Genomic DNA, 19,188 nt, shown 5'->3' on the forward strand with positions numbered 1-19,188 from the left:
CTCCTCTCTAACTTTGTAATTACATTGTTGAATTGAACAACCAAGTCATTTCTTGCTCTAACGTTTCATATCCAAATTCATAGGCAAGTTTTGGAAAAATAACTTCACTGTGACTTACTCCAGCATGTGATATTGACAATACAATTTTGTGACTTTGTGCCCGTCTCTTGCTATCTCGTTCCTTGAGAATCGAAACTGTAAAAACAGGAGTACATTCACAACGATCTTGATATTTTTCCTCTGAAATTCTGTCAACTTCAGCTTGCAAAACTTCTATTAAGTCCATTACAAACTTCCCTCCTCCTTGTTCCTTACACTCCATGCAACGAAAGAAGAAACTGGTCGTGACAAAAAAAAAGAAGCTGTTTTCACAGCTCCCACGTTTCCCACATTCTCTTTATGTGTTCAAATCTTTTTTCATTAACTTGTCTTTCCTCCTCAAAATCAACTCCAATTTTCATTCTCAATCTTTCCAATGCATTTTCAAAGGTTGGACTCTCCCCATTAAACCCAAAATAATGATCCTGTGAATGGTATGAAGAAGAAAAATATGAATGAAGACATTTTTTAGCATACTGATAGAACACACCCCAACGTTGAAATTCCATTTCTTTGAGAAGATCAATGGCATTCAACCAAGCTCGAAGTTCCAATTCGTTTGTTCCCAGTATTCTTGTATATTCTCCTAAGTCTAAATTGAAGTTTTGTTTTACGTCCATGTAGTGCCCAAGTTCATGAGCCATTGCAATTACTGGAAGTATGTTGTTAGTCTCATTCCAATAAGTTCCACAATAAAAATTGTATTCTCTTGTAAGCTTATGAAAACTCATGCAAGCTCCAGTTGAAGCAATGACAAACCCTATGTTGTCTACTTGAAAACTGACTCCTTGTTCGCTGTATGCTTTTTCTAAATGTTTGTTCAAATAAAGTCTTTCCTCTTTTGAAATTGTGTAATGTTCATCAGTTAACCACATGTTCATTCCTCCCTTGTCTTCTGACAACTCCAACGACAAGGGAGTTTTGGTGTGACCTAAAAAGACAGAAAAAAGAGAACCTTTTGGGTTCCCTTTTAACGAGTATTCCAATCTTTTATTGCTTTACGAAGAAGAATGGGTTCAACATATTCCTTGTATGCCTTCTCATCTCCAGAATCGAGCAACCTCTTAATTGTTTTCAATTCTTCTCTTGTGCAATGCCCAAACAGTTTCATGAATGATTTCTGGAGCTGTTGGAGTTCATTGGTTTTTCTTCTTTCCTCAAAACGTTTTGTTGCATCAATTACTTTTTTCATGTCAATGTCCTCATTTCTAAATTACGTAATTTCGTAATAGTAAGGAAGAAAAAAAAATCTCTCCCTTGTCTTAGCGTTTTTTCAGATAAACAACCCAGCTTCTTCCTTCTTTGCCAGAGTAAACTTCTGTAAATCCTAGTGCTTGAACCGCTTTTGATTTTTTGCTGTTGCGTTTTGTTGCAAGTCTGATTGCTACTTCTTCAACATGAAACTTGTAAGGGTCATTTCCAACTGTCATATAAACGTTTTGATCTTCAATCTTTGAAATTACTCCTTCCAAACGTTCACCCAATCGAGTTCTTACGACACCAGTTAAGTTTTTCATATCCCGTTTCCTCATTTCGTAATTTAGTAATCTCTCTAGAACCAATAATACATTATGTTACATTCAATGTCAACGTAATTACGTAATTTAGTAATTAAAAAAAGAAAAGCCTTTGTTTCTCCTGTTTGCTTTTCTACTATATTCAAAAATATTTTCTGATATTTCTATTGATTGAAAGCACTTACAATGTTATAATTTCCCTGTAACAAATACTACCATTTGAGAGGGGATTTGTCTTTGACTACAGCACTTGGGTTAGAGAAGGAAGAGGTTAAGTTGTTTGAGGAAATCAATAAGGTTATGGAAAAATACTCACACCTCAACCGAAAATTTGGACTAGCTCTCGTCCATAATCATTTTGAGATTAAGGAAGATGAGATACTACACGAAACTCACGACCCACAAAAACGAGTATTAACTGTTAATACTGTAAAATTGAGTGAAGTTGGAGACGCTAAACCTACCCAATGGGCATTTGAAAATGGAAAAATTAAAGTGAACCAATATTGTTGTGACCAAACAGAAGACTAAAAATAATAATAGACCAAGAAGAGGGTGAAAACCCCTCTTCTTTTTATGTATAATGTTTCTATCAATTATCGAGGGGTTACATAGATGAACTTTTTAAAGGAATTACAAGAACGAGGACTTGTTTACCAAGTTACAGACTTTGACAACTTAGAAAAGAGAATGGAACAACCTATAACTCTATATGCTGGATTTGACCCTACTGCAAGCAGTTTCCATGTGGGAAATCTGGTTATTATATCAACGCTCCGACGATTTCAAAAGGCTGGTCATAAAGTTATTGCTCTTGTTGGTGGAGGAACTGGTTTAATTGGCGACCCAAGTGGAAGAAAAGATGAACGCTCACTGAATCCATCAGAAGTAGTTGAAGAATGGGTTCAAAGTCTAAAGAATCAATTGAGTAGATTCATAGATTTCGAGGGTGAAAACCCTGCTTTGCTTGCAAATAACTTTGATTGGCTAGGCTCTACAAATACCCTTGACTTCATGAGAACTACTGGAAAGAATTTTCCTCTAAATTACATGACGGCAAAGGAATCAGTTAGTGCAAGAATGGAACAAGGTATTTCTTACACAGAATTTGCATATATGGCATTGCAAGCTCATGATTTCGTTGAACTGCAAAAGCGGTATAATTGTGAGCTTCAAATTGGAGGAAGTGACCAGTGGGGAAATATTACTGCTGGAACAGAGTTATTTAGAAGGGCAAACGAAGGAGAAAAGAAACAACTCTTTGGATTGAGTATCCCCTTGCTTCTTAAAAGTGATGGAACCAAATTTGGTAAGTCTGTCGATGGTGCTATTTGGTTAGATAAAGATAAGTTACCAGTGAATAAGTTTTATGACTTTTGGTTAAATGTTGCGGACGCTGATGTTGAAAAGCTACTAAAAACCTTCTCTTTTAAACCACTAGACGAAATCTATTCTTTGCTTAAGGATAAAGAAAACGCCAAAAAAGAACTTGCTTTTGAAATGACTGTGTTAGTTCATGGAGAAGAAGCAGCCATTAGTCACGCAAACCGCTAATTTTCTGATAAAATAAAACAAGAAAGAAATTGATTTGTAGGAAGGGTGTTTTTGGTTGTGCGTAGTATTGCAAAATTTCTTTCCGAAAAAATCTTAGACACAATAATTCTCATGGCAATTTTTGGAGGTCTAATGCTTTTTGGAAAACTTTTTGATAGTTCGTCCAGTCCTTCCAACACTCCAAACAATGTAACTACTAATACTAATACCTTTGAAGAAACTCCATCCTATGAAAACAACAATACACCATCTTTCGACAGTTCATCTTCATCCAATTCATCTGTATACTATGCCAACTGTACTGAAGCGAGAGCATTTGGAGCCGCACCTATCTATGTAGGGGAAGCTGGTTATCGTAGTGCTTTAGACCGTGATGGAGATGGAATTGCTTGTGAGTAAAAAAAAGAACCAGAGAATCATTTCTCCGGTTCTTTGTGCTTTATATAGTTTTGACATTGTTCTTTGAAACACTTTGGTTTGAAATCTGGGGGAAGTTTGTCTTTGAACTTCTCCCAACAATAACATTTTACCTTATCGGACATACACCGTTTTCACATCCATCTTGACCAATGTCGAAGTCATCAGTTGAACCAACTTCATATTGAGTTAGAATGTCCATATCAAATTCACTCATCTGATCTTTTAATTTTTGATAGGTTTCTTGGTCACATTTTTCATAAGGAGCTAGTTCATACGTTCCACCATCATGAGCTGAAAAAGACACCCCAACAAAGTTGTCCCATCCATCCCAAATTCTTTCTTCTGCTCTTTTCCATTCATGTGGTTTAACAGAGATTGTGTTGGAGCTGTTGTGTTCAGCATAACATTCTTGGAACATGTAGTAAGTGTCAAACTGTTCGTCAACGTCCACGTCATCTTTTGTGATCTCAGAACCAGAGTAAACTGGAAAATCAATGACAAGTGTTCGAGCGTTCTTCATTTGTTCCTCTCTGGTCTCCCCTTCAGTTCCAACTTCTGGATTCACAACCCAACCTTCATGAGCAAGAACAGCTTTTGCAAGTGGGTCATTTGCTGAAATACGAACACGGCGAATGTAATATTCAGAGTGAGCGTAATGAAGTCCAGAACTTACTCCACCAGCTACTTGACTGATGGTTCCTTCTGGTTTGACTGTAGTTGTCAACAACGGAGCTGTTACTCGAAGTTTACGAGCATACTTATCAGCTTCCTGTCGTCCAATTCCCTTCAAGACCATTAGCAACATCGTTTCTTCTCCTCGGTCATAACCAAGTTGTCCCATTGCGTCTTTCCAACCAGTCAACGAAAGTCCAAGCAATCGGTCAATTTGCTGTCTTTTGCTCCAATGTGGTAGTTCCAAGTCAACCAATGTCATTCTCAAACCAGCTTTTGCTGAACGTCTTTGAGCTTCGAGAAGTCCTTTAAGGTCAAGTTTTCCTTCCTTAACAAAAGAAGTCACGTTGATTGTTGTTAAGTTACAAACACCGTACTTCCAAAGGAGAATTTCAGCACAAGGATTCATTCCCAGATTTTCCATTACAGATTCTAGTTCTTCACGAGTTGGGTTGTGAACACCCAACATTTTGAAACGTCTCATTGCGAGTTCTTCCAAGTTTATGAATGCTGGTTCTCCTTCTGCTTGCATCATTAAAAAAATGAAGTGCAAAAGTTCACGAGGAGGTTTTGATTTGAAAGCAACGGAATTATTGCTCATTCTTCTATGATGAAGACCTGTTCCAACATTCACTGGAAACATATAGAAACCACCAGTTTCTTCAGCGTATGCTTTAGCTTCTTCCTCTGTTTCAAATTGCTTCGTGATTCCGTTAACAGAAACACCGTGTTTCCTTTCTCCCACAAGACGAGCAGAAAGCGGAACCTTTAGTCCAAGACGGTCAGCTTCCTTCATAATCTCTTCATGTCTTTGAAAAGCTTCTTCTGTCCAGAAACCATTCAAACCATATTTTGCAAAGATGGATTCAATGTCTTCCATTCCATCAATTAAGAAAATTTCAGCTGTCCTTCTTACTCCCCCGACAACCACGTTGTTTCCTAGAAAGTTTCCAAAGTCTAGAATATGAATTGGTCTCAACTTAACATAATGATCATGAAGACGTTCAGGAGCTTCAAGAGTTGGGTCAATCTGGTTTTTGATTGTCTTTTCAAAGTTCGTGAACATCTCTTTTAGTGGTTCATACCCTGATGCTGTTCCACCAAATGTGTGAAGCTTTGCCCCGTTTGGTCTTACATAGTCATAGACAAAATTAATTTCAGTTACATTCTCATATTCTTTCAAAGTGATCAGTTTAAAGAATATTTTCAGAGATTCAACCCAACCTTCTTTGGAGTCTCCAACAACAATTGTTGCTTTATCGTCTGTAACATCAAACATGGTTGTATCATATCGAACTCCTTGTGAATAAAGATCAAAGTATTCCTTGTGAGTAACAACAAAGTTGTCCCGAACTGGAGCAATGTTATCAGCCATTTTGAAAGTATGTTTGAAACCAACTCCAGTTCCAACAAGAAGCAAATAAAAATGGTCAGCTAAATCTTCCCATTTCTCAATGGTAGTGAAGGAGCAATTGAAATTTCCAAGCGGAAACTTGTCAGACACCCCACCTTCAGCCCCTCCAACCCACATTGTTCTTCCAGACAAGAACTGTTGAAGGTTGAACATTGAGTCAAACCAAGCTTCAGCTTCTTCTTGCAATTCTTTATAAGTAATTGGAAGATCATACTTTTCAATGTGCTTTCTCAAAAGATCAACATTATATTGAACAGAGCGTTGGACAGTCTCTTTCCAAGTTTCTCTTCTTCCTAACTTTGAGAGATATCGAGAATATGTTCTCAAGTAAACAAATTTACCAATTGCGTTCATACTGCTTGGGAAATCTGGGTACTTACTCAGAAATTTAGGTGACAAAGTAATTGCTTGCATATGCGAAAAACACTCCTTTTGGTCATTGATTTTCCGAACAGTGAGCTTCCAAAAGCTCTCGGTAATTTATAAGGTTGTAGAAACTACCCAATACAACGACCAAAAGAGGTTGTTGTGACAGCAAAAAAGAGAGCTTTTCAGCTCTCCGACTTACAAACTATTAGGTTTTCTTTCTAGTCAATTCCTCCCTCATACATTTCCATTGGTTTATTTTTATAAAATCTGAACTTCGTCCAACCTCTTACTCCGTCACGTTGAACCCAGAACTCAACACGAATGTATTCAGGTAAAGATTCAAGGGAGTCAACCCAGCTTTGAATTGACTCCATCTCTTTTTTGTACATTGAAGGAACAAGCTTTTTTCTTTTTGTTCGTTTTGTTTGAAGAAGTATTCCTCCAGAAAAACCAACTCCGATGCAATCAAACATTCCCTTGGAGGCTGGAGACCTTGTGACATAAAAGAAACCTTCTTTTATCAAATGTTTAATTGCTTTATATTCTGTGTAACGACCACGAGTATAATTAGTTGCCATTACACCAACTCTCCCTTCTCAACTTCAGAACAAACCTCTTTGAATTTACAAAAGAGACATTTAGAAAAGTTTGGAGCTGGAAGTTGATCTTCACGGAGTTCTTTTATAATTCCAGCAAGCTTGTCGAGGAGTACTTTCTTCATTTCTTCTGTGATTTTAACATGAAAGACCTTCATGTCATTTCGAGCTTCTTTCCCTTTATTCCAACCGTCTTTTGCTAGACTTTCATAGTGAATCAAGTACTCGTCAACATCAAACAACAGAGAGTAAGCAACCATTTGAACAACATTGTTTTCTTGAGGAACTTTCAACTTGTAGTCTCCGACAGTTGCAATAGTTGTTGACTTAGTTTTGAAGTCGTATCCAATTCGTTTCTTTCGTTTTTTATCCCACAACATTCCGTCCACCATCCCATAAATCTGGAAGGTTTCTCCGTTGTGAGTGAACTGTTTTACAGTTCGGGTGTTGCGTTCCCAAGCTGGTTTCCCTTCTTTTGTTCGGCAAACTTCAAAAGGAGCATTTGGAAGATATTTTCCGATATAAAGAAGGTCTCTTTGCATTCTTTCATGTACAGCAGAACCATTCTTGACCCAGCGTCTTTGATAAGGTTCCATTGTCGAGTCATCTTCATCAGCATCGAGAATTTTGAATGCAAGTGATCTTTCACAATCGTCAACTCCAGATGGAGAAAAAGTGGAGAGGTTATCATCCCAATTTCCCCTCAAGTTGTTCTTTCCATCAGTCATTTCTTCAATTTTCCACTGAAGAATTTGAATGTCTAGTTTGTAATCATCTCGTATTTCCATTCCATGAAAGTCGTTGACCATTTGAGTAAAAGCTTGGGATACTTCAGTCTGAACTTCCATCTGAAGCTCTTTCAATTTGTCGTTCTTTGCTTTTATCTCTTTTGCTTTATTTTTGTTTGTGACTGACATAATCAAGCAACCTCCTTGTATTTATCAAATGCTGTCTTCATGTCTGCTTCTTCAAAGAGTGTTTGACCAGTCTTTTCATCTTTGAGAAAGAACACTTTTCTTTTCACGTCGAACTTGAAACCAGAACCCCAAGTTCTCATGACTTCCACATCACACTTCAATGGAACTTCTAGTTGGATACATTCAGACATACACTGTTCCATTTCAACTATTTGTTCGTGTGTGATTGTTTCGTCTGTTTCCATCAGAAGCTCGTCGTGAACGGTTGCGATCATTTTCCAGTCATATTTTTTCAAGAATGCGTTCATTTTCAACATTGCGATTTTCATAATTGTTGCTGAAGCTCCTTGAATTAAGAAGTTCACAGCTTGTCGTCTTACACGTTCAACAGACTTCTTCACAGCTTGAAAAGCTTTCTTTAGTTGATAAGGCAATTGAGGGTATTTCTTTCTGTTCCAGAAATCTTGTGGTAAAGTATCACGTCCAAGAAGTTTGAGAATCTCGGTTTTCTTTGCATCATAGACACGAGCTTGTTCTCTATGTTTTGGAAAGCGTCGTTTCCTTCCAAATTGACACTCCACATATTCATTCTCTTTAACAAACTCCCAAACTGATTCAATCCAAGCTTGGACTTTTGGGTAGGCAATAAAGAAATCTGAAATGAATTTTTCAGCTTCTTCAACTGTGATTTTCATCTGCTTTGATAGAGTCCACATTGATGTTCCGTACATCACAGCAAGCAACCCAGTCTTCATCATTTTTCGATATTTGGAACCATCTCCACATTGTTCAATGGGTACTTTGAACACTCGTGAAGCAAGTGTTGAATATAAGTCGAAACCCTCCAAATATGGTTTTCTTAATTCTTCATCACCAGTGATGTGAGCAAGAAATCTCGGTTCAATTTGCGAAAAGTCAATTCCGAAAATAACCTTTCCGTCTGGAGCAATTACAAGTTTTCTTGCACGAGAAGGAAGGTTTTGAAGGTTTGGTTCTTGACTTGAGAATCTTCCTGTATCTGTTTTATCTTGATTAAATTGACCATGAATACGTCCATCAGCTTTTACTTTTTCTGGTAAAGCTGAAATGTATGTTGAATTGAGTTTGAAAAGGTCTTTATATTTCAACACCGTATTTAAAATTGGAAGTTCATCAGCAAGAATTTCAAGTGTCTTCTTGTCTGTTGATTGTTTTCCAGAAACATCTTCAAGCCCCAAGTCTTCATATAAAAGCTTTTTCATTTGTTGAGGAGAGTTGAGGTTCACATCTCCAAGTTCAGCTTCAATTTCCTGCTTCAGTTCTTCCAAGTATTCCGTCAGCTCATGACCATACTCTTTTCCAAATTCAAGGTCACACAACATTCCAGTCCGTTCCATGTCAACAACAACTGGAAGAAGTGGACTCTCAATTTTATAAAAGATGTTTGCAAGACCTTCACGAGCTTTCAAATGTTCCTCTTGCCATTTACCCAGCAAGTAGCAACCATGAGTGTCTTTACAAGCGTAAACTTTAGCAATTTCAAGAGGAACCGTTGCAAAATTACAATTCTTTCCGAATAACTGTTCAAATGTCCAAGAATCTTCTTTGAATCCAAGGTAATGTTTGTATTTGGTCAGTAGGTCTTTCAAGCGGTTTGATTGCTCGTTTTCGTTTAAAACCCTTGCTCCAATCTGTGTGTCATGTATTTCACCAAAGATGTTCAGACCGTGTCGAATGAACATGTGACGGTCAAACTTTGCATTGTGTAAGTACTTTTTATGCTTCGTAGAAAACAAGTAAGGGTTCAACATTTGAAGGACATAATCTCTGGGGAGTTGTTTGTCTCCGGTTGTGTGACCAAATGGAATATAGACGTGATAATCATGAACTGGAAGCGTTATTGAAATTCCAACCATTATGTCAACATACACGTCCAAACCAGTCGTTTCACTGTCAAGACCAGTTTCCAATTCTTCTTCCAAGTCCTTGACCAGCTGTTCCATTTGTTCTGTTTCCGTAACCAGAAAGTAATTGTCTGGGCATTCATCAACCATTTGTTGAAGTCGTTCGGCTCGTTTCTTTTTCTCAAGAACTGCAAACAATTCTTTTGCTCGTGCTTTGGAGAACTTGCTGACTGGAATGGTTTCTTTGGTCACTGGGTTCTCTAATCCGATTTCACCAGACTCCACAGCTTCCTTCACAGCATGCAACCATTGCAAGTCAGATTCAGAGTTTTTGAGTTCCCAAATTCCTTTTTTCCACTTTCCTGATTTTGGGTTCTCGTAACCGTTCCAAACTTGTTCCCAGTTAGGTTCAAACTTAGATGCTTCTTTCTTTGCTGAAGCTTTTTTGGAGCGGGCTTTCTTTTTTGTTTCTTGTTGTTTCTCCTGCTCATTGTCCCCTGTTAGATCAAATGTCAACTCTTCATCCATAGAAAAAGACCTCCTTTTCTCCCTGTACAACGAAAGAAAAAGAGGTCTGTGACGTGCTAGTTTCTTTTTATTAAATCAACGTGTAACACTATACGAATGAAATTGTTTTCTTCTTTTCCAACGTAACACCGTTTTCCCTGTATATAATTCGTTTGGTGATTGTTGGTTCTGTTTCTTTTTTTGGATAAGCTTTTTGGTCTGGAATGATCTTCACATTCTTATCAAGAGGAAAGATATAAATATGTTGCCTGCTTTGTATTTTACTTACATTACTAAACGTTTCAAAAAGAATCTCGTTTGTAGTCCTTCCACTTGTGTCATTCTCCTTGAATTTGTGCCATATCTGGACATTGTGCATAATTTCCCCGTCCAGTTCCCAAAAAGAGTCAGAAACATTGTAACCACAGTAAGTCCAATTTGTTGCTTGATAGATCGTCCCAACATTTCCTTCTTTTCCGTCACTGTACGAAAGCAACCATTTGATCTCCCGTTTGAATCGTTTTAAGTATTTGATTGCAAGTCCAATTGCTTGAGATTCGCTCATTTTCGGAGCGTCGTCAGTCATAGCCATTCTATTTAATTCGTACATTTGACTAGAATCGGAGTCTTTCACTAACTTTTGTGGTGTTTTCTTTGCATTCATCGGAGTTCCAAACTGTAAGACTCCAACAAACTCGTCAGTGTTGTTGTCAAAAACACCCAAATGTAGACTACTGTTTGGAACTACTTTCTTGCTATAATGATATGTTTTCACCATTTCACGAGCTTTCTTTGCTGGAATTTCCTTAATATAGTAATTCTTGTTTTTGATGATCAAAATAAAAACCCCCTCGTTTTCCGGTCTAATGAGACCAACGAGAAGGTTTTTTACTTGTGACATGCTATCCAATGAACTTTTTATAATGATCAGCAACAAGAGCTTTTCCTTCTTTTATTGTATAAAGATAAGGTTCTATTCTTAATCTAATAGAAGTCATTCCCTCCACATGATCTGTTGGAATGAAATAAATTGTTTCATTGTTGCTGTCAAACATTGCAATTATGTCAACATCTTTCTTTTCATATGGAGTTTTAGAAAATCCAAGAAGTTCTCTTTCTTCATTGAAGGTTGTTCCATGTTTGACTTGTACTTTCACAGAGCGACCTTCTTTTTCTGCAATGAAATCATATCGAGCTGGAGTTGTTGGAATGTTGATTGTGTAACCACGTTTTGAGTATTCAAGCATTACAGATAACTCACTGATAGCCCCAGTCAAGAGAGCTTCTTTCTTTGCTTTGCTCACAATCTCCCCTCCAATATGCTAATAGTAATGTCTATATCGTCAGCAAGATCAGCAAACCAACCTCTATAAACCGTTCGTAATTCATGGAAAGCAATTCGAGAGTCTCCTTTGAAATGCTCCATATAGACCTCGAAAGGAAGCAAACCTTTGACATGTTTAATTCCTTTGTTGTCAACTTGTCGTCTTGATCCAATGACAACAACTTTTGAGCCTTCACCAACACGAGTCAAAACACTTCTCAACTCATGCATATCAAAATTTTGAACCTCATCAATGATAATGAAGGAGTCTGTCCAAGTTGTTCCACGAACGAAGGAAGAAGTGAAAGCTTCAGCTTGTCCTCGTGAAATCCAAACTTCGTATAAACCAGCTTTGACCAAGTCCAAAGTATCAATAAAAGGAGCCAAATAAGGAAGGTCTTTTTCTTGTGGGTCTCCTTTGACGAATCCTTGATTCCTTACAGGTACAGCATTCCGAATATATACAAGCTTTTTATATTTTCCTTTTTCAACATCATAAGCTCCAGCAAGTACAGCAAGAGCTGTTTTTCCTGTTCCAGCTTTAGATTCACAAAATACACTTTTTACTATTTCAGGGTCTTTCCAAAGGGAAAGCATATAGTCGAGTTGATATGGGTCTCCTATTACGTTGATTCCACGTTCTTCAAGCCATTTCCACCGGATATCTTCGAACTTCCCCATATTGAAAACCTCTCCTTCAAGTCGTATCAGAAAAGGAGCAAGGTTTTCACCTCACTCCCATGTTGCTTATTTAACTAACTTATGGTTGGTTATGTGGAGATAACGAGCGTCACCGTCAAGGTCACGAAAGAATGGTTCTCCTTCTTTATTGACGTAGACTCGGAAAATGTCTCCTGCTCGGTATCCGTCAGTAATATCGTCTTCTAACATTTCCACTTCATAGATATATTTCTCATCGTATTCCTCGTCTGTGTCTTCATTATCTGGTTTCAAAACTTCCGTGTTCATCCCTGTGTAGAGTTCAACGTCTTCAAAAACTAGATTTGCATAATCATAATGTCCTTCACCAGTTTTCACATGAATACGTTCTGGAATGTTATACGGTTTCTTTCCCTCCAACATAATCATAAGTTTGACTGCTGGAGGAAAATCTCCATATGTTGCGGCTGGGGAAATGCTGTGTATTTTATGAATGGAACCAATCTCCAATGCATGAGGGTCGTGCTTGAAAGAGTCACCAATCACTCGAACATACTGACCTTCTTTAAACATTCACAACAACTCCTCGAATTTATTTAGTTAAGAAGAGAGGAGGGAAACCTCCCTCCAATCCTTAAAAGACTTTCTCTGGGTCAACATCTCCCTCAGTTTGTGACTGAACTTCTTCTTTTTCATTGGTAGTGTCGTCTTTAATTTCGTAACCAAGTAAACCTTCAACATCAAAGCCAGAGTTCTCAAGGTCAATTCCCATTTGATTTGTTGACTTAATATAAAGAGCTTTGTCAAAGAAGTCGTCTTCAACTTTCAACCCTTCAGCTTTTTCAAAACGTGCTTGTGCTTCTGTGTCTTTCTTCTTCATTCCAAGAATTGCGGACAATTTATATGTCGTCTTCGTTCCTTCCCCAGAACGTTTCAATGTGAAAGCAAATTCATCAAGGGAATCAGAGTCCTCCTCAATGTCATCCATAAGAGAAGCACCTTGTGTGTAAGAAACATCAATGTAACGAATCATTTCCATATCAATGTCATAGAAGGCAAACAAGAAACGAGTTGAAGATTTCAAGTCCTTATGAGATTCATGTTTTGAAGCTTCACACATTAAACAACGTTGTTCACTAGTTGCTTTTGGGTCAATACATGGAGTTGTCCAAATACCTTTTTCAAAACTTCCATGTGCTTCATATGTTGTAAAATCTTCATTACCCAAGACACGAACACGGATAGAGTCACCTGCTTTTTTTAAATCTTTGTTGATCTTGATTTTCTTGTAGTCTAATTTTTCACCTTCACTTGGTTTCTTGCGGTTTTTCATTTGGTCTTTGATGCCTTTTCCTTTACCTGTGAAAACTGACATATGTTATTTCCTCCCTGTGAAATAAACTTGTGAGCTTTCGTTCTCACACCTACTACAACGAAAAACACTTGAAGCTGTGACAACGCTGGGAGAGGAACCTTTTACAGTTCCCACTCAAGTTGATTCGCAAATGTAATTGTTCCAGACTCAATTGCTTTTCTAAGAGCTTTCAAAGCTCTGGACTTTGATTGACGAATAGCTTCATTTGTTGGCTCAATACCTGTTTCTTTGAATAGCACTTCCCCGATTTCGTTATTCAGTAATTCTGAGTCATAGTCAAATAAACTTGCTTTGTATACAAGTGGTATAATTAAAGAATTACGACCTTTTGTTTTCTTTGCAAAATCTTCTATTACTTTTTCCATTGCTGTTTCATTCAAATTGTCAATCACTTGTTGTTCAACTGATTTTTGGTCACAAGCTACTTTATCAGCAAACGTTGAGTCTTTGTCTTCCCCTTCATATTGGAGTGAGACCTCTCTGCAATAAGTATTTTCACCGATTTCAAATAAATGATAGCGTTTATCAGCTTTTTTGTATCTTCTTAAATCAATTCGTTTTCGTGTACATGCTGTGTAGATCAATCCAAGAACATTATTAGTTCCGTCATTGTAACGTTCAGCGAAATCATATGCTTTTTCAATTGCTATAACCATATACTCTTGGACAAGGTCTTCTTTTTCCGCATGACTGAAGTATCTATTTGAAGCGAATCTCTCCAAAAGTGGTTGCACCTTTTCAACAAAACGGTCTCCTGCTTCACGGTCTCCGTTTGCATATGCAACAGCTAAACCATTCATTTCTTTGTCTTGGTTTACATTAAAAGTTTTCATAAGGTAATTCCTCCAATGGGTTTTGTTTTTGAATCAACGTTTTGATGAGTCCAACGAACAACATCTGAAGCTGTGACGAGCTTAAAAAAATATTTCTTGGAATCGCTTTCATTACCTAATTACGAAATTGAGTAATCGAATAGGTATGCGAATAGGAAGGGAGGAAGAGCCTCCCCTGAAGCAATACATACACTTGTTTTCAACTGTGACATTCAAGAGGGAAAAATTCGTGTTCAATAAGAATATTGATAGCTAACCGAAAGAAAGGGACAGGGAGGAAGAAATTTCGTAATTCAGTAATTACGAGCGAAAAAAAGAGAGGAAGAAGAGTTGTTACATACTCTATTACGTAATTGCGTAATTCATGTCTAAAATTTTTTAGTGTGAAGCTCTGAAATTGTTTTATTTAATTACTTAATAATAGTATACCCCGATTACGTAATTGCGTAACTATTTAATTAAAAATAATATTATTCTGAATTGAATTGAAGACAGAAAAAAAAGACTTAGAGTGTTCTCTCTAGGTCAAATGTCCATTCAACTGTGTTGTTTGCGTATTCAATTAGAAATTCAGTTGGAAGGTCATTCACATCTTTATATTGTTCCGGAAAACTCATTTCTTCGATATTCATGAGACCTCCAAGTTGTCCATGAATTGATTTTGCAAGTCGTTGTCCTTGTTTATCGTTATCGGTTGCAAGCACTAATGTTTCAATTCCAGCGTCAATCAATAAACGTTTCTGCTTCTTAGTGAGGGAACCTCCCATAACAGAGACAGCTGGAAAACCATTCTTAAATAACGTGATTGCGTCAATCTCGGACTCGACTAAAAACACCCTTTTTGCTTTCTTCTTTATTACCAAATCAAGCAAATAGAGATGGTCTCGAACAGGGTTGTTGTTATAGTACCAAAAGACCTTGCTTTTGACCGAGCGAAACTTGATGTTTACCAATATTCCATTCTTATCAAAAATAGGAATTGAAATTGCTTGCTTCTCAGGATCATACCCAATTTTCAAAGCTCTCTGATAAATGTCCTCAATTCCTCGTTTGGTTTCCAAGTAAGGATGTTTGAACTTGAATTTGTCTAGGACACCCAATGAAATGAAAGCGTTTTCCTTTTTTGTCTCTTCCCAACCTTCAAACGAGAGTTCAAGCTCGTCTGTTTCTTTGAAACCTACTATAAAATACTTTTCCAACAAGTATTCTTCAGTTTCTTCTCTGGTTTCGTTTCGGAGCCAAGACAGAAGCTTCACAAAACCTCCAGACCTCCATTCTCCTTCACCACCAGAATCAATGAAGATTCCACCTTTGTCGTAAGTTACAGCAAAACTTGGATGAGACTCTCGACGAAAGGGAGAACAAGCAATAAGCTTATTGTCTTTCCAACGTGCTTTTTCCCAAGAGAACGTTTGAAGCTCGGTCTCGAAGTCCACATCAACTTCATAATGTCCAACAGTGAGCATTTTTTATAGCTCACTCCCTTCGAATATGATACAGTTTCAAAAAAGTCCCCTTGCTTCACAATAGTTACTAAATGTTCCAAACAATCAGGACAGTACATATCATACTCATAGTGTCCTGTGCTGATTAATTTATAGAACTCTTTATCACATGAACACTTAACCCAATAAAACCCACAAACATATAACTTCATTCCGGCACTATTAATAAAAAGTTTTGGATTGTTTCTCATTTTCCATGCTAATTTCCAAATTTCACAAAACCAACTTCTTTTTTCAAATTCTACTTCTTCAACATAGAGAATAACTTCAAAGCCATCATCTTCAACAATGACTGTTCCTAAATCCTCCGAACAATGAGGGCAATAACCATCAAACTCATACTTCCCAGCGTAGACTGGTCGATAAAACTGTGTTCCACAAGTACATTTGACCCAGTAAAGTCCACATTCGTATTTCATGAGTCTATCCCCTATCTCATGGATGCAAAGTAGCCCCTGCATTATAAATATATCAACTTTCCAAAGATTTTAGGAGTGTGTTATTTCGGTTTCCTTAATTTACATGTTTCTATATTCAAATAAAGGGACAGTTACCTTGTTTTTGGTGTCCTTTCATTATATAGAACAGAGGTTCTTCTTTCAATAGGGAATTAAAAATAATCAATATCACTTTGTTCTTTTATAATTCCGTTGTTAAAATCAGCAACACATTCAATAATCTTTCCAATTGCTCTTGGCTCCCTTGCCTTTTTAATTGCAAGTTTAGCAATTCCGTCATAGGCATCTAACGTCATAACCATTGAGCTGTCTTGAATGGTTGCAGAGGTTTCACTGAAGTCTGTTAACTCCGGAGGAGATATTATTCTCAAACCGTCCTCGTCTTCTTTTGCTTTTTCTTTCTGTGACTGTGCTGAGGTCTGGTGAACTATCAATCCAGTGACTTTATATTTTCCAAAGATTTGACGGAGCCGTCTGGACGTTGCAGTCATTTTGTTTCGTGTGCTTTCTGCTCTCTCATGAACCATGAGATTGAAACCGTCGATAATAACAAACTTACAATCTGGGTTCATTTGAAGATCAGCTTCCAGAACATCCAAAGAAAGTCCAACTGGGAGGTCTTCCATAGTTTTTACAATGTATGGGTCTTTTCTCATGTCTGGGTTGAAGGTCTCAAGGAAGTCTTTGAATTTTCCTTCTTGGTTCTGGTCAAGTCGTCCACGACGGAGTTTTTGGTTGTCGAATTGACCAGCTAATGTGTCAAGACGGAAAAGCTGTTGTCTCTTAGTCAACTCTGGAGAATAGTGAAGCACTCCAAAACCATTTGTCCAAGCATGAAGTCCCATTTTGGAAGCATACCAACTCTTTCCAACGTTCGTAAAAGCTAGTAACATGAGGTATTCTCCAAGCTCCCAACCTCCACCAATAGTATCATTCAATACATTGAAGGGAGTTGGAATGAGTACGTGATTTGCTGGGTCTTTTGCTTCTTCATACATTGATAAACGTTCTTCACCATTTGTTGCATAGTTTGTTCCTGATTCGTAATCTATGGAAGTCTGCTTCTCGATCCTTGCTGACTCCTCTTTCAACCATTTGGTAAACTCTGCTCCATCCATAGTCTTAAAGGCTTGTTTTGCCCTGTGTTGTAACATTTCAAAAGCAAGTCGTTTTCCAGTCCGTGACTTCAACTGTTTGCATAAATACTTGAATGTGTCAGCAACTTCTGGTTCGTATTCAAACTCCTCGAACTTCTCAACAACCGTTCTATAATCTGGAGTAGAGCCTTCACTCTTTACATAGTCATGAATGAATTGAAACACGTCAGAATGATTCTCAAAGTCGTGAACGTCTACTCCGTATTTATAGACAACGTAGAAATGGTGTTCGTCAAGCATCTTTGAAAGAAGTTTGTTTTCAATCATAGACAATTCCCTCCCTTAGAGTCTCTTTCTGTGGTCTCGTCCTTCAAAAGCTAACAATTCACAAGAACCCTCAATTCGTGACCTAATTTGTTCAGACAAAATCCTCCCAACAACCTCAACTGGTTCGTTAGAAGTCAAAATGATTGCTCGTTCTTCTGTTGTTCTCTCATCGATAATTTCATAGATTTCATTTGCAAATGCTTCTGTGCAACTTCTTAAAGCTATGTCGTCGATGACTAGTAAGTCCGTTTCAATCATCAGCTTTTTCTGTTTGTAGAACTTTGAGGAAGCTTCCTCTTGTTCTGCTTTTGTTCCACGGAATTGAGCATTGTATTGATTTTGTAATTTACTAGCTTTCACAAAAAGAGCTGGAAGTTCTTTTATTTCTCGTTCGTTCTTAATGTGTTGAACGAGTCTATGAGTCAGATAGCTGTTCAAGATTGTGAGAGCTGAAGTTGTTTTCCCAGTCCCAGTTCCTCTTGGATTCTCTCTGTTAGGACTAGAATACAGATAGAGTCCCACTCCTTCGTCAATGAAATCTTCTATGTTCTCACAAATATGAATGATAGCTTCATAGACTTCTGGGTTGTCATTCTCGATAGGAAGGTTGTGTTTAGTTGCTGTTTTGTACTTCTTGGGAACACCAGCAAGACCAACAACACCAGATTCACCAGACTCTCCATGAGCTTTTCTGAAGGGAAAACAAAGGTCATGACAATGACTCGTCATTCCTGCAAACTTGCAGACTGGAGCCATGAGACAACGTTCTTTGTTTGTATCTGTCATCAGTTGTTCCCTCTCTTCCTCTGTAAAATCCGACTGATAGAAGACACATTCTTCTTGGTTGCTTCAACGGTTTGATTTTCAATTTGTGACAAACTTTCTTTTTCTTTTTTCAATAAATCACGGGCTTTGTTTTGAATCCATTCAGTTTTCAAAGATAGTAGGGTGAGAGGAAACTTTGCTGTATTGGTTGACCACTTGTCATAGTTATCAACAATTATCTCTATCAATTTCTTAATTTCGTTATTTTGTAAGTCTTGGACGGTCTTCAAGAATTGAGTTGTAAATTTGTTATCACGAGACCAAACAATTTTGTATGGAGACATTGTCTTCTTTTCATAAGCTTCACAGAATGATTGAATGACCTCTTTATTCTTCAATCTTGATTCCTCCAATTCTATTTCTATATTATTTAATTCTTTAGAGTCTTTAAGTTCTATAGAGTCGGTAATTCTTACGGTATCAACTGGTTCAGTTACGGAAGGAATTACGGTATCAACTTCATTTGATACGGTATTTTTTACGGTATCAGTTTCCCCATAAACACTGAATAATGGATTAGGTAACAATTGAAAGAACAACTTTTTTCTGTTCTTGAACTCTCCTTCAGTAACAATGAGGACTTGTTTCCCGTCATATCTAAACTCATTGAGTTCCCTAACAGCTTTTGAAACAGTCTTTTCTGTCATTCCACAAGCTTCAGATAATTGACCTAGACTTGAATCACACAAACCTCCCTCTCCTTGAAAGCTCGATATCATAGAAAGAACTTTGAATTGACTATGAGAGAGTTTTGCGGACATTGGTTTTTCTTCTCCATTTGGGTTGAAAGCTTTGTTTGTTCCAACATGTTTGAGCTTTACAAATTTATCAGTCAC

Annotated in this window: 19 protein-coding genes and 2 pseudogenes; 3 read left to right on the plus strand and 18 right to left on the minus strand. The window is 37.5% G+C overall.

Going from position 1 to position 19,188, the window contains the following annotated elements; translation table 11 throughout:
- Positions 1-19: 19 nt before the first annotated feature.
- The 4 genes from AC5WOC_RS06460 to AC5WOC_RS06475 form a co-directional block, all read right to left on the minus strand.
- On the minus strand, positions 20-286 hold the full coding sequence (locus AC5WOC_RS06460) for a hypothetical protein (RefSeq protein ID WP_496054580.1): 267 nt from the start codon (positions 284-286) through the stop codon (positions 20-22).
- Between the two features lie 82 nt (positions 287-368).
- Positions 369-974, minus strand: a complete 606-nt coding sequence (locus AC5WOC_RS06465) for a hypothetical protein (protein ID WP_496054581.1) — start codon at positions 972-974, stop codon at positions 369-371.
- A gap of 95 nt (positions 975-1,069) precedes the next feature.
- Positions 1,070-1,291 (minus strand): hypothetical protein, encoded by a 222-nt coding sequence (locus tag AC5WOC_RS06470; RefSeq protein WP_496054582.1) that lies wholly within the window; start codon positions 1,289-1,291, stop codon positions 1,070-1,072.
- A gap of 70 nt (positions 1,292-1,361) precedes the next feature.
- Entirely contained in the window at positions 1,362-1,616 is a 255-nt protein-coding gene (locus AC5WOC_RS06475; protein ID WP_496054583.1) for a hypothetical protein, read from the minus strand.
- Positions 1,617-1,853: 237 nt separating this feature from the next.
- Between AC5WOC_RS06475 and AC5WOC_RS06480 the strand changes: the two genes are divergently transcribed.
- From AC5WOC_RS06480 to AC5WOC_RS06490, 3 genes and pseudogenes are all read left to right on the plus strand, one after another.
- Positions 1,854-2,147 (plus strand): hypothetical protein, encoded by a 294-nt coding sequence (locus AC5WOC_RS06480; protein ID WP_496054584.1) that lies wholly within the window; start codon positions 1,854-1,856, stop codon positions 2,145-2,147.
- Between the two features lie 84 nt (positions 2,148-2,231).
- Positions 2,232-3,146 (plus strand): annotated as a pseudogene (tyrS, locus tag AC5WOC_RS06485) (tyrosine--tRNA ligase); the annotation flags it as partial.
- 288 nt (positions 3,147-3,434) lie between these two features.
- Positions 3,435-3,569, plus strand: a pseudogene (locus AC5WOC_RS06490) (excalibur calcium-binding domain-containing protein); the annotation flags it as partial.
- 127 nt (positions 3,570-3,696) lie between these two features.
- On the opposite strand, the gene AC5WOC_RS06495 reads toward AC5WOC_RS06490, so the two are convergent.
- From AC5WOC_RS06495 to AC5WOC_RS06560, 14 genes are all read right to left on the minus strand, one after another.
- Entirely contained in the window at positions 3,697-6,090 is a 2,394-nt protein-coding gene (locus AC5WOC_RS06495) for a glycyl radical enzyme family protein (RefSeq protein WP_496054585.1), read from the minus strand.
- Between the two features lie 173 nt (positions 6,091-6,263).
- Positions 6,264-6,623, minus strand: coding sequence for a hypothetical protein (locus AC5WOC_RS06500; RefSeq protein WP_496054586.1), 360 nt, complete (start codon positions 6,621-6,623; stop codon positions 6,264-6,266).
- A complete protein-coding gene (locus AC5WOC_RS06505; RefSeq protein ID WP_496054587.1) occupies positions 6,623-7,558 on the minus strand; it encodes a PD-(D/E)XK nuclease family protein in 936 nt (311 codons plus the stop codon). Before AC5WOC_RS06505 ends, AC5WOC_RS06500 begins: the two co-directional genes overlap by 1 nt.
- Positions 7,559-7,560: 2 nt before the next feature.
- The gene (locus AC5WOC_RS06510) at positions 7,561-9,969 is read right to left on the minus strand and encodes a DNA polymerase (RefSeq protein WP_496054588.1); all 2,409 of its coding nucleotides are present in this window, start codon (positions 9,967-9,969) and stop codon (positions 7,561-7,563) included.
- Between the two features lie 88 nt (positions 9,970-10,057).
- Positions 10,058-10,786 carry a Mom family adenine methylcarbamoylation protein gene (locus tag AC5WOC_RS06515; protein WP_496054589.1) on the minus strand — a complete coding sequence of 243 codons (729 nt, stop codon included), beginning with the start codon at positions 10,784-10,786 and terminating at the stop codon, positions 10,058-10,060.
- A gap of 64 nt (positions 10,787-10,850) precedes the next feature.
- Positions 10,851-11,252 carry a group I intron-associated PD-(D/E)XK endonuclease gene (locus tag AC5WOC_RS06520; protein WP_496054590.1) on the minus strand — a complete coding sequence of 134 codons (402 nt, stop codon included), beginning with the start codon at positions 11,250-11,252 and terminating at the stop codon, positions 10,851-10,853.
- Positions 11,249-11,953 carry a PhoH family protein gene (locus AC5WOC_RS06525; RefSeq protein ID WP_496054591.1) on the minus strand — a complete coding sequence of 235 codons (705 nt, stop codon included), beginning with the start codon at positions 11,951-11,953 and terminating at the stop codon, positions 11,249-11,251. The genes AC5WOC_RS06520 and AC5WOC_RS06525 overlap by 4 nt, the downstream gene beginning before the upstream one ends.
- A 66-nt stretch (positions 11,954-12,019) precedes the next feature.
- Positions 12,020-12,505, minus strand: a complete 486-nt coding sequence (locus AC5WOC_RS06530) for a hypothetical protein (protein WP_496054592.1) — start codon at positions 12,503-12,505, stop codon at positions 12,020-12,022.
- Between the two features lie 61 nt (positions 12,506-12,566).
- Positions 12,567-13,265: a hypothetical protein gene (locus AC5WOC_RS06535; protein ID WP_496054593.1), complete on the minus strand. Its 699-nt coding sequence runs from the start codon at positions 13,263-13,265 to the stop codon at positions 12,567-12,569.
- A gap of 143 nt (positions 13,266-13,408) precedes the next feature.
- The gene (locus tag AC5WOC_RS06540; protein WP_496054594.1) at positions 13,409-14,140 is read right to left on the minus strand and encodes an RNA polymerase sigma factor; all 732 of its coding nucleotides are present in this window, start codon (positions 14,138-14,140) and stop codon (positions 13,409-13,411) included.
- A gap of 506 nt (positions 14,141-14,646) precedes the next feature.
- Positions 14,647-15,606 carry a toprim domain-containing protein gene (locus AC5WOC_RS06545; RefSeq protein ID WP_496054595.1) on the minus strand — a complete coding sequence of 320 codons (960 nt, stop codon included), beginning with the start codon at positions 15,604-15,606 and terminating at the stop codon, positions 14,647-14,649.
- A gap of 649 nt (positions 15,607-16,255) precedes the next feature.
- Entirely contained in the window at positions 16,256-17,527 is a 1,272-nt protein-coding gene (locus AC5WOC_RS06550) for a DnaB-like helicase C-terminal domain-containing protein (RefSeq protein WP_496054596.1), read from the minus strand.
- Positions 17,528-17,542: 15 nt separating this feature from the next.
- The gene (locus AC5WOC_RS06555) at positions 17,543-18,313 is read right to left on the minus strand and encodes an ATP-binding protein (protein WP_496054597.1); all 771 of its coding nucleotides are present in this window, start codon (positions 18,311-18,313) and stop codon (positions 17,543-17,545) included.
- Complete coding sequence (locus AC5WOC_RS06560; protein ID WP_496054598.1) at positions 18,313-19,188, minus strand: helix-turn-helix domain-containing protein; 876 nt, start codon at positions 19,186-19,188, stop codon at positions 18,313-18,315. The genes AC5WOC_RS06555 and AC5WOC_RS06560 overlap by 1 nt, the downstream gene beginning before the upstream one ends.

The sequence above is a fragment of the Shimazuella sp. NTD247 genome (assembly GCF_059510415.1).